9 protein-coding genes are annotated in these 11,872 nt (G+C 32.9%); 2 read left to right on the top strand and 7 right to left on the bottom strand.

Annotated elements, in window-relative coordinates; all coding sequences use genetic code 11:
- Window positions 1–5: 5 nt before the first annotated feature.
- The 3 genes from JHK62_RS05960 to JHK62_RS05950 form a co-directional block, all read right to left on the bottom strand.
- Window positions 6–1,013, bottom strand: a complete 1,008-nt coding sequence (locus JHK62_RS05960) for a D-2-hydroxyacid dehydrogenase (RefSeq protein ID WP_199575852.1) — start codon at window positions 1,011–1,013, stop codon at window positions 6–8.
- 12 nt (window positions 1,014–1,025) lie between these two features.
- A complete protein-coding gene (locus JHK62_RS05955) occupies window positions 1,026–2,096 on the bottom strand; it encodes a PTS sugar transporter subunit IIC (RefSeq protein ID WP_246447916.1) in 1,071 nt (356 codons plus the stop codon).
- A 521-nt stretch (window positions 2,097–2,617) separates the two neighbouring features.
- The gene (locus tag JHK62_RS05950) at window positions 2,618–3,805 is read right to left on the bottom strand and encodes a mandelate racemase/muconate lactonizing enzyme family protein (protein WP_199575851.1); all 1,188 of its coding nucleotides are present in this window, start codon (window positions 3,803–3,805) and stop codon (window positions 2,618–2,620) included.
- A gap of 415 nt (window positions 3,806–4,220) precedes the next feature.
- Between JHK62_RS05950 and JHK62_RS05945 the strand changes: the two genes are divergently transcribed.
- Window positions 4,221–4,961 carry a FadR/GntR family transcriptional regulator gene (locus JHK62_RS05945; protein WP_199575850.1) on the top strand — a complete coding sequence of 247 codons (741 nt, stop codon included), beginning with the start codon at window positions 4,221–4,223 and terminating at the stop codon, window positions 4,959–4,961.
- Window positions 4,962–5,137: 176 nt separating this feature from the next.
- Window positions 5,138–5,527, top strand: coding sequence for a nuclear transport factor 2 family protein (locus JHK62_RS05940; RefSeq protein WP_199575849.1), 390 nt, complete (start codon window positions 5,138–5,140; stop codon window positions 5,525–5,527).
- Between the two features lie 833 nt (window positions 5,528–6,360).
- Here the strand turns inward: JHK62_RS05940 and JHK62_RS05935 are convergent.
- The 4 genes from JHK62_RS05935 to JHK62_RS05920 all read right to left on the bottom strand — a co-directional run bounded on the left by JHK62_RS05935 (window position 6,361) and on the right by JHK62_RS05920 (window position 11,846).
- The gene (locus JHK62_RS05935; protein WP_199575848.1) at window positions 6,361–7,632 is read right to left on the bottom strand and encodes a 5-methylcytosine restriction system specificity protein McrC; all 1,272 of its coding nucleotides are present in this window, start codon (window positions 7,630–7,632) and stop codon (window positions 6,361–6,363) included.
- 3 nt (window positions 7,633–7,635) lie between these two features.
- Window positions 7,636–9,597, bottom strand: a complete 1,962-nt coding sequence (locus tag JHK62_RS05930) for an McrB family protein (protein WP_246447914.1) — start codon at window positions 9,595–9,597, stop codon at window positions 7,636–7,638.
- An 87-nt stretch (window positions 9,598–9,684) separates the two neighbouring features.
- The gene (locus JHK62_RS05925; protein WP_199575847.1) at window positions 9,685–10,953 is read right to left on the bottom strand and encodes an MFS transporter; all 1,269 of its coding nucleotides are present in this window, start codon (window positions 10,951–10,953) and stop codon (window positions 9,685–9,687) included.
- Window positions 10,954–11,168: 215 nt separating this feature from the next.
- The gene (locus tag JHK62_RS05920; protein ID WP_343044350.1) at window positions 11,169–11,846 is read right to left on the bottom strand and encodes a L,D-transpeptidase; all 678 of its coding nucleotides are present in this window, start codon (window positions 11,844–11,846) and stop codon (window positions 11,169–11,171) included.
- Window positions 11,847–11,872 lie beyond the last annotated feature (26 nt).

Here is an 11,872-nt window from a genome sequence, read left to right as displayed (position 1 = left end):
AATGTCTATTCATCTAATTTTAGCTCTTCTTCAACTTCTTCTCCAAGTAAAATTCGTCTAGCACCATCAATCGCTATATGGACAAGATTTTCCAATGCTGTATGAGTATGGAAAGCAACGTGAGGAGAATAAAGAACCCGATCATGTTTTAATAATCTCAAGAATACCTCATCAGTGATTTCTTCAAGGTCTACTTTTTTATTAATATAAGGCCCTTCAAACTCATAGGTATCAATCACTGCTGCTCTTATTTGCTGATTATCTAGAGCATCCAATAGTGCGGTTGTATCCACTAAACTTCCTCTAGCTGTGTTCACCAAAATAAGATTCTTTTTAGCATGTTCGAATAATTCTTTATTAAACAGATGATAATTCTCTTTGGTTGCTGGAACATGAAGTGAAATGATGTCAGATTGTTCAACTAACTCTTCAACACTTGACACATAAGTCAAAAAGTCTTCTGCGACTTTACTTGGATAAATATCATAGCCAATAACATTAGCGCCTGAGTTTTTAAATAGTTGAGCTGTTTGACGGCCAATATTCCCTGTTCCAATAATACCTACAGTTTTTTTCCTAATTTCTGTACTAGTGATGGATTCTTTCAATCTGAAATCACCTGTCTCAACATTATTTTGGATAAGATCAACGTCTCTTGATAAATACATTGCATTCGTAAAAGCAAATTCTGAAATAGCAAATGGTGAATAGACAGGTACTCTTGTAAAACGAATGCCTAGTTCTTTTAATAACTGCAAATTATACATATCAAAACCTGCTGAACGTGCTGCAAAGACTTTGATCCCAACTTCTTTCATCAAACGATACGCTGCTTCAGGAATCTCAACAACTTGAGTTACAATAATTGCTTCATAGCCCTTCTTCATATAAGCCATGGTTTCTTCTGTGAGATCCTCTGAGTAGATATCCAATGTGATTTCTGGGTGTTCTTTTTGATAAGAAGCAATCGCCGCTTTTTCATCTTCTCTAGCATTAAATAAAATAAATTTCATCTAGTTCTCCTTTTATGAATTAAATTCAAAAACATGGTGTTGATATAATTTCAAAGTTTTGGTTAATAGAAAATCAATAATAATGGCACTTATTGATATAATGACAAAATAAGATACTAATATAATCAGTAGTCTCATTAAAGGCGCTTGTGTCATAAATTGGTAGGCATTAATGGGCCCTACCATCCCTGAAAAGCCAAATCCTGCTGATTGCGGTGTCCCTTGGATATTAAAGAAATAAGCAACAATACCACCAACAATACCATTCAATATGATAGGCACATTTATAATCGGATATTTAAGCCAGTTAGGGATAAATAATTTCATTGACCCTAGAAAAATAGCAACTGTAACCCCTAATTTGTTTTTTGCTCGAATAGAACCAACTAATAAGGTCATACAGCATGTAGCAATGCCAATATTTGCAGCTCCCGATGCAAGACCTGATAGACCCACTGCAATGGCTATTGCAACTGTTGATATGGGTGAGATAATAATAATAGCAAAAGAAACAGACAGTAAAATACTCATCAATAATGGTTGTAAGGTCGTAAATCGTTGAATCACATTTCCAATAAATAAAGAGATTTGACTGATATATGGTAAAATCATATAACCAAAAATCCCTACTGACGTAACAACTATCAAAGGAACTAATATCATCGATAGCGATCCTAATCGTCCTTGTAGCAATTTTATAAGTATTGTAGCAATGATTGACACTAAAATAATATTAACTAAGTCACCTATTCCACGTAACTGCATAGCTGGTAAACCATCTACAGTAATAAAATTAACAACTCCTGAACTAATAAGTAATGTAGCCCCTAGTGATGCTATTTCTATGGCATTGAACATAAACTGTACACCGATTAAACAACCAATGATTACCGGAATGCTTGACTGAGCTGCACCTACAAGTGCTAAAAAAGTCGAAAAAATAGGATGAACAGGTTGTAAAGCTTTAAAGACTTCACCTAAAATAGCATTGGGAATAAGTCCAACGACTATCCCTATTGCAACAGCATTAAGTAATTTGTTGGAAAACTCACCAACCGACATATTAAAAAGTTTTTTAATCATAATGGTCTCCTAACAATTTAATCTCTTTGATCTATCACTCATTATTCTCTTATGATCTATTGGACTAAAATCATTGAAACACTCATATCGTTTCAAATGGATTTTCCATCTTTTACTACCACATCTAGATTAAGTATTATTTCTTTAACAACACAATATTGTTTTGAAACAATGACTAGATATGGACACACAAAAGGAATTGGGCTATTTGTTCAATAAAAAGCCTCAATATAACGATTAAAAACTGATTAGTTTTAGTAGGGACGTAACCAAGAAAGAAAAACACGATAGCTTAAAAGCCTGATTATTATACTGTTTAGTCACATTTTTATAATAATGATCATTAAAGCCACTAACATCATTGATGATACGATTTTACCTTGCACCAATTTTGGTAAAAAACTCTACAATATCTGAAGTGGAACTATTCACTACAGAAATTGTAGAGTTAAAATACCAATCAATGACAAATGCAACTCTATTGCTTCTTAGAAAATAGTAGTAAGCACTTATTCTATTAATTATTTCACAGTGAATACTTCTGCATTCGCTATAGTTTCATCAGTTAATTCTTGGCCAATACCTGGTCTTTCTGGTACTTCAAAGAAACCATTTTTAGGTTGGTAGTTATATTTACATAAATCAATATTACCTTGCATAAGGGCAGTTTGATGATGTTCGTGGATAACAAAGTTAGGAATAGCTGCTTCCAATTGTAGCGCTGCTGCAGTAGAAATTGGGCCACCACAAACATGAATTTGCACACCGACATCATATGTCAACGCCATGTCACAAATTTTCTTCGCTTCTGTTAAGCCCCCTGTGTTACAAATATCTGGTTGGATAATAGAGACAGTTCTATCTTCAAAGAATTGTCTATAGCCCCATCTACTGTATGAACGCTCACCTGTTGCCAAAGGAATATTTACTTTACGGCTAATTTCTTTATACAAACGTGGATTAAGTGGTTGAGTTGGTTCTTCATAATAGAAAATCTTGAATTTTTCTAATTCTCTTCCTAATTGAATAGCAGTGTTTGTATCCGTTAAGGAATGAAGTTCGACAATAATATCTAAATCATCGCCACCAGCTTCACGAATAGCTGCAACTCTGTCTACTGCTTTTTTAATTTGATGATGTTCTAATAAACCATAATTAGCCATAAAGTCCCAATTACCTTCTTCATCGAAGCCAAGAGGGTCAACTTTAATAGCAGTGTAGCCTTCTGCCATTGCTTTCTTGGTAGCTCTCGCATAATCTTCTGGTGTTATCATTGGTGTTGCCTTAATATCCCAGTCGAATTGGATTTGACTAGCATAGGTGCGTAAATGATCATTAGTTTTACCACCTAATAATTGATAGACAGGAACACCCAAAGCTTTTCCTTTAATATCCCATAAAGCAATATCAATGGCAGCCATAGCAGAAAATACAATGGTTCCTCCTCCGCTTCCCCAGAAAGTATCTCTATGCATTTTATTCCAAATCGCTTCATTTTGCATAGGGTCCATTCCAATAACAAGTTTAGCAAAATCTTTAATCATCCCAAAAGCAGCATCGCCACCTGATGTATAAGCTACTCCAGCTTCACCAAATCCAGAAATACCTTCATCAGTATTAACTCTGACACATATTGGATTCCAATGAGTTCCCTCAACCGGAGCGGTACCAGCATTTGTTTTAATAACATCTACACTTGTAATCTTCATTAGATTGACTCCTTTCTTCAATAAGAAATAATTTTATTAATCTACTGAGTGATGGAATGACAACATAATAGCTTATCAGCTCACTTAACAATCAGAACTAAAACTCCCCCTTTCTTGAATGATTGCGAGTGAAATAATAACTAAAGTCGCTATTCTTAAACTATCAGTAGTAATATTAACAATCATTGAAACTATACTAAACTTTGTTCATTACCAACTTGTATAACAAGTATATAAGTATATTGTAATATAAAGCGCTTACATTGTCAATTATTAACACAATTTTAATTTCATTATTTTCTTAAAGTCCCTTTGTATTATCAGTTAAATTATGATACTATTGATTAGTAACACCTATCAATTTATAGTCAGTAATACCAATATAAACAATTTTATAGTGAAAGGACTTAATAATATGCCAAACCCCTTGAATAGGTCAAATCTTTCTGAACAAATAAGTGAAATCATAAAAAATAAAATAGAAAACGGTGATTATGCTGATGGCGAAAAATTACCTTCAGAAAATGAACTTACAAAGATATATGGGGTTAGTCGACTAACGATTCGTTCTGCTATTCAAAGACTAAATGCACTTGGTTTGGTTGAAACGAAAGCTGGTTATGGAACATACGTTAAGAAATTTGATTTAAAAACTTATCTCAAATCTGTGTCAAGTAAAATCATGCAGCCTGATATGCTAGAAAACGTTGCAGATTTTCGAAAATTGATAGAGCTAGAATCAATCAAACTCACTATCAAATTAGCAACAGATGAAGAATTAATAGTTCTCAAAAAAATAAGTGAAAAGTACTGTGAGTTAGCAAATAAGTTCATAAAAGGTAAATCAATGATAAGTGAAGAAAATCTAGATAAACTTGTTGAATGTGACTATAGTTTTCATCTGGCTATTTGTGAACTGTCTAAAAACTCCCTCTACAAGACAGCTTATTTGACTGTTCAAGAACCAATTAAATTATTTTTGAAAAGTATTATCAAATCTAGAATTGAGACTTCAATCAAATTCGATTTAACGACAGAATTGCACGATGTTTTTTCTGGCCATTATGCTATTTATGAAGCAATCAAAGAACGAGATATTGAAAAAGCTGAAAAACTATTTAAGAATATTATTAACCATGAAATTTTAATCCCTTAGATAACACACTAATAAAATATGCTAAAATGAGCCACGCTTCATTAAGAGATGCCATCTGTTAATTGAAAGTGGTTTTTATATTTAAAAAACTAGTTTTAAATAGTATCAAGACGGTAGCAAAAATGTTAAAATAATATGCCAATGATTAAAATTAATCAACAGAAAGGGAACCGATAATGACTTTGGAAACTAATAAACAAAACGCCATTGCCTTTTATCAAACAGCTTATGAAGGTAATCCAAGAGAAGCCGTTGCAAAATATGTCGGAGATGATTACAAACAACATAATCCATTAGTTGGGGATGGTAAAGAGGCCTTTATCACCTACTTTGAAAAAATGAATGACGATTACCCTAACAAAAGTATTTCCTTTGTTCGTGCGATTGCTGAAGGCGATCTTGTCTCTCTTCACACACATCAAGTATGGCACTACACGAAAGAGGAAACCCACGAATTTGTCACCATGGATTTTTTCCGTTTTGATAACAATGGTAAAATCGTTGAACACTGGGATGCTATCCAGGAAATCCCCGAAGAAAGCTTGAACGGCAACACTATGTATTGATGTTGCCTAGCCATTAAAAAACTAGCCCTATCACAGAGTGATAGGGCTAGTTTTTTTCTTACTGAGCAGAATAATTAGTTTGTTTTCTTTTTTAGTTCAAAATTTAAAGGCATTACTAAAATATATCTGTGATAAAATGCCAAATCGTATAAATTGAGCTGAGGAGTAGCCAAACTTTAAGCAAAAATATTCTCATTTTAATATTTTTAGTTTGCTTTTTTTGTTTGAAAGACTGCAAAACCCTATAAAAAGCATATATCATAATCAGCATAGGAATTTGCATCCAAAAAGCAGATAATATTGTTTTAATCATCTAAATACCCCCCACTTTTATTTAAGTTGTGGCAATGATTGATTAATCTCAAATCGTTGTCGAGATATTGTTCTATTGCTCCAAAACCGCTACGGATAAACATAGCTATTATTTGTTTCTTCTTTCATAATACCATAAAGTTATAAACGAAAAGAAACCAGCAACAAAAGCTGTTAACCAACTTCTTAAATCTTCATTAACCATTCTGAATACCAGTTGATATAGAATTGTTGCATAAGCAATATAAACTAGCATAAAACTAATTATCCAAGTAATAAATTTCTGAAACATAAAATCTACCTCATTTCCAAAAATCGCCACCATTTTTTAGATTTTAATTCTAATAAAAGTTAATTATCTTTTTAAGTAACTAAAGCAATACTATTTGACCACTCAATTTGTTGCTCATAATCTTCAATCTGAACCTCATTACTCTCTAATAAGATTATTTTTATCTTCTTTACATCAAAAGTAATATGTTTAAAATAGTCTCTCAAAACAGAATAAGAAGAGCAGATTTTTAAAGTGATAATACTTTCAAAGCTTTCTCAGAATTTCGTATCTGTAAAACAAAATCTTCGTAATTGCTATATTCCTGAGGGATAAAAAATTTATAAGAAAAAAGCTCTCCTCCCCCAAAAAGTTCTCCTAAAACAGTAAGACCCTTATCATTTTCGACATCAGTCGGTTGAAGAAATCCTCCCTTTTGAGATGCCATAATATGAAGATAGGTTATTATTTGATTATAGTCATTACGTTTATCAATATTTCGTTTATATTTAGTGTCTATGGGAATACCTCTAAAGGCAAAATCAGGATAACGATGTTGTTGATTATCGTTGATCGGTTGACTAAATAATCCCAACGTATCCAATTCAGCTTTTCGACCATAATGATGCCATTGTGTTATTTTCCAAATATACTCTTCCCATAACCATGCCACATCAATGATGATACCATGTATTTGATTTTCATCATCACCAAATCCTGTCTTTTCTTCTGTAAGAATTTTAAGACATAGACGCTGTAATAGTGCATATTCTTCAAAATAACCTGATTTGACTGGGTTTAAAATATTTTTTTGGATAATAATTTCTCTATCCAAACGATTATAAGAAGCTGTCATGCTTTTAATCGTTCTAACATTTTCTTTAGTATTTTCATTATCAGTCAGTAAAAATTCTTTTTCTTGTTGAATCTTTTCAATGGTATGACGAATCAACTCTGTCATTTGATTATCATAATTAAATTCCCTAGTAGTATAAGCAATTTTCCCAACAAATGGTAGATTTTTCCTAATATGGGAAGCTATCTCTATTGGCCCTTTAACATTTGAATCATTATAGCTTTTCTTCACATATTCTTTGTACGTCCCTTTTCTGAGTGCTTCATTTAGATAGTAAGGAAATAAAAACAGAAGTAAATCATAATAAGATATTTCTTGAGAAGTGATATTTTTACTGTCGACAACATTATAATGAAGGACTTGTTGCATCATGTACCTTAGAAAAAAATCTTGTTGTCCCTCTTTAGTAAATCTTGAATTAATACGAATATCACTTGTCCCATCACCAATAATACCAACAACATTGCCTGTCCAGATAGCATCATTTTTTTGATGGAAAATAACATTATCGTTGTCTAAATCATAAGATTCTGATAATTGTTGTGGAAAAATAAGAAAATTTTCTTTAGAAAGAAGAGATAAATCCTTATTAACTAGGTTCTTAACTATCGGATGATTAGCTAATCGACTAACATTTGAATTGTCTGTCAAAATATGAGAAGTCATCAATCAATCCTCCTCAATAGCAAAGTATTCCTTTTTAATCTTTTCTAATTTATCACTAGCTTTATGTTCTCCTCTGAAATAATCTTTTAGCAGTGGATAAAGCTTAGTGTGCCACAATGGCGCCATTTTGTCATCGACTTCAGGAGTACTTATATCCTTAAAATAACTTGCTCCAATTTGGTAATCTTCTGTGAGTCCACCAATAGTTATAATGGCAGTATTTAATCTAGCCATCTGTTCTTTAACATCTTTAGGCAAATTCATTTTCTCTGCAGAGGCTTCAGCTGTTATTTCTAAAAAAGTGAACCGACGACGCATGGCAAAGTCAAAAGTATCAACGGAGCGATCAATATCATTCATTGTGCCAATAATATAAACATTATCTGGAATATAGAATTTTTCTTCAGGATTTGTATGTAAGTTGGCATATTGTGTATAAACACCTTCTTTATTACCTCTATAATCAGGGTCTAAAGAAAAGAAGAGCTCTCCAAAAATTTTAGAAATTTCACCACGGTTAATTTCGTCAATGATAAAGACATAATCTTCTGTTTTCTCTTTTACTTGAGAGTTTTCTTGATAATCTTTTAAACCGTAATCAGATTTAAGATGATTAATAATAGCCTTACGGTAATTGTCTAATCCTCCTTTTGGAACCCCAGGAAGACCACGGTAGATATTATATAGCTGATCATAATTCCAATACATAGTGGTTCCCTCTGGATAAACACCTTGCACTCCTCCCCTTTCATAGGTGAGAAGATTTTTGATTGGTTTTCCAGTGAGACTCAGTAGTTTATTATATCCTTGTCCCTCAATTCTTGCTTCAGTAACAGAATCAAAAAACGTTTCCCATGCCTCATCAAAATTATCCACACCATCGATAGATTTTTTAGTCTTGGCTTGATTGATGAATGACATAAAACTACCAGGTTTTAATTGAAAACTGACAATACCATCCTCTGTTGTTATGGGGCGTAAACCTTCAACAAAATCCGTATAATCATAACTAGGATGAAATTGAACAAAACCAATTCTTTTTTTCTCATCATCGTCTAAATCAGAGATGGTTTTCGTCCGACCTTTTGACACGATATCAGCAGCAATTTCATTGGCTAGGTAGGTTTTTCCTGTCCCTGGTGCCCCACGAAAAATAATATTCTTTGCTTTTATTAGAAGATTAGAGAACTCATTTAGATAATAAGTATTAGTCTTTTCATTGTTCTCTTCAACAAGTGCTTCTATAACATTATTTTTTTCTTTTTTTGAATCAATCATATGATGATGATATTCCCATAAAATACTACTTAAATAATTACCATCCAATTCAGGGAATTTCTTTGAAATAGCAGCGGTTAGCTCGTAATTTTGTTTATAGACACCACCATGTTTTTTATCGAGTGGTATTAATTTCCCCCAAAATCGCGATTGATCTGTACTTATATTTACTCCAAAAAAATCAGAAGATGGAGAATAAATACATAATAATTTTATTGTTATTGATGGACGACTATAAAAAGAATTTTGATAGCTAAACACTTGATTATCATAATCATGATTAATACCAGCTTTGATAATAGCCACTAAATCCATTTTAAGTTTTAAAAATTTTTCTTCTAATTCTTCACTCGAAATTAGATTATTACCCTGATCACAATAGCCATTATATTTTTTACTATAATAGATTCCAAATTTACCTGACGAACCACCTTTAATGCTTAGGTATAATTCAGAATATTTCCCTTGTTCAATTTCATAACATAGAGATTTATTACCAGAACCTTTACCGATAACATACTCATCAATCGTCATAGTTGATAATCTCTCAAGTGGCCATTCTTTAAGAAACTCTTGTTTTAATTTATGATTTCTTCTATTTATTTTTTCAGCAGATTCAAGTAATTCTTCTTTATTATCACTATACCAATCATAAAAATGATCTAAACTTACTTTACCTTTTTCCAATAACAACACCTCTTTTAACTAATATTATCAAATCATATTATATCATAATGCATTTTTATTTTTTAAGACAAATAAACCTATTTCCCCTTATTCAACACTCCTTCTATCAGATTTATCTGAGCGCAACAGGTAAATGATGGCTAGAGTAGTCATCATACCATAGATAATACTAATATCTCTGGATGATAAAGCAATCACTAAACCTGAAAAAATCAGTTTAGAAATAATTTCCCCCAGTTGAAAGTATGTTACCATACCACCAAATACCGTTGCTAATTTTGTCTCGTCAATACTATTAAAAATAATGGTTCCTACTTTCGGATTTAATGTGCCGACAAAGACACTCGCAAGAAAGACACAAACAATCACTAAGTAGATATTTTGAAGATAAAAGGCCAAAAAGAGAGCCAAGACCGCTAAAAGATTCAGTTTTAATAGGGTTCTGATGGTAAACGCTTTAAATGTTTTAGTGGTTAAGATTAAAAAGCCACCAAAAATACTTCCACAGATAGTACTGATTCCTAAAAGTGATATTGTCGTCGCCGTATTAATAATTGTTAAAGAAGGTGTGCTAGAAAGGCTAATCACAACCAAGGGGGTGATGATCGCTAACCCACCATTTAAAAAGGGAATCACAAATAAAACACTCTTCATGCTACTAATACTAAACAACTGTTTTAGGGAAGCTTTTAAATCGGAACCAACAGCTGAGAACAACGTTTTAAGTCCTAATTTCTCATTAGTAATAGGTTTTTCTTTAATCCTGTAAACCCTATTTATCCTCTTTCTTACTAATAGAAAAATACCTAGACTACAAAGAAAAGTCATCGCATTGATTAGTGCGAGATTAAAATAACTGAAGATAGCAATCAAAATAACAGCAACAGACTGATAGACAATACCCATGGCTGAAGTGATTGTCTGTCTAAACGCCATGACCTCTTCTCTATCTGACGGTGCCACTATGCGATTGGATATCGGGTAGAAAAGCCCATTTTCAAATTGACCTAAAGTATCAGAAATCAGATTAATGACACTTGCCAATAAAACAATAAGGAGGGAAGGATTAAAGCTCATCGCTACTGCTACAAATAGATATAAGAGCGCTCTTAGCCATAATGTTTTGATAATGGTTCCGACTTTATTAATCGTGCGATCTGCCAGAAAACCAAATAAAACGGTAAACAAAATAGGCAATGCTTCTGAAACATTGATGATTGATACAGCAAGCTGACTGTCTTTTAAAGCGACAACATAGGTCATTAAAGCCAGATAAAATAACGTGTCCCCAAAATTAGAAATCAAATCCGAGACTAAGAGTGTTAGATATAATCGATTTTTAAAAATTTTTTTCATGTGATCTTCTTATTTTTAGTATTATATTAGTGATAAGGGTTCCATCATAACCCCATTAATTAAATCCCCAGTCATCTGAGTACTTATTTTTAAAAGACTGTTAGTCATTGATTATATTATAGCACTGTCACTATTGTTTTAATACCTGCTTAGAAATGTTTTTTTATTAATAAGCCAAACCTAAAAAAGAAGACCAGATTGATCTTCTTTTTTTCTTAATTAATTTGTACAGGAATAGCACCCGGGATATTTTCATAAAACCATTTAGCTGTTTCTCTTGGCATCCTTATACAACCATGAGAACTTGGCCTGCCAAGCCTTGCTGCTTCTTCAGGAATTTCATTGCCATAACGATCAGTAGGTAAACTATGAAATAGGTAAATCCCGTGATCCTTGAAAGAGACCCAGTAGTAGGCACCTTCACCAGAAGCTTCATTAAAGAAGAAATCGCCTCTTTCCGGCTCAATGATAAATTGACCAGTCGGTGTTGGACTATCCGGTGCACCGGTTGAAACCGTCGTTGAAAAAATCACCTGGCTACCAGACAAAATAGACATTTTTTGTTCTGCAATAGAAACCTCAATCGATAAGTCATTGTACTGAGCAAGGTCAGGATAAAAGGGGTCTTCCTGCTTAGACGTCTCATCAACGTCAGCCACCTGATTTGTCTGAGGTGATGCTTCCTGAGTCGTTTCCACGCTAGTGGATGAAGTAGTTGTACTACTCATTTCTTTGCCCTTAGACAATTGCTTATTCACAGCAGTAACAGCTGGTTTCTCAGCTTTTTTGTCAGCACTTGTTTTCCCCAAGACTTGATAAGTAGCATACCCTCCTACCAAAAGAACTATTGCTACAATAATGATTAATATTATAGGAGACCGCTTTTGACGCATCCTTCTCACCCTTTCTATCATCCATT

This window comes from Streptococcus pacificus (genome assembly GCF_016481305.1).
Taxonomy (GTDB): Bacteria; Bacillota; Bacilli; order Lactobacillales; family Streptococcaceae; genus Streptococcus; species Streptococcus pacificus.
This window is presented reverse-complemented; position numbering and strand designations above follow the sequence as displayed.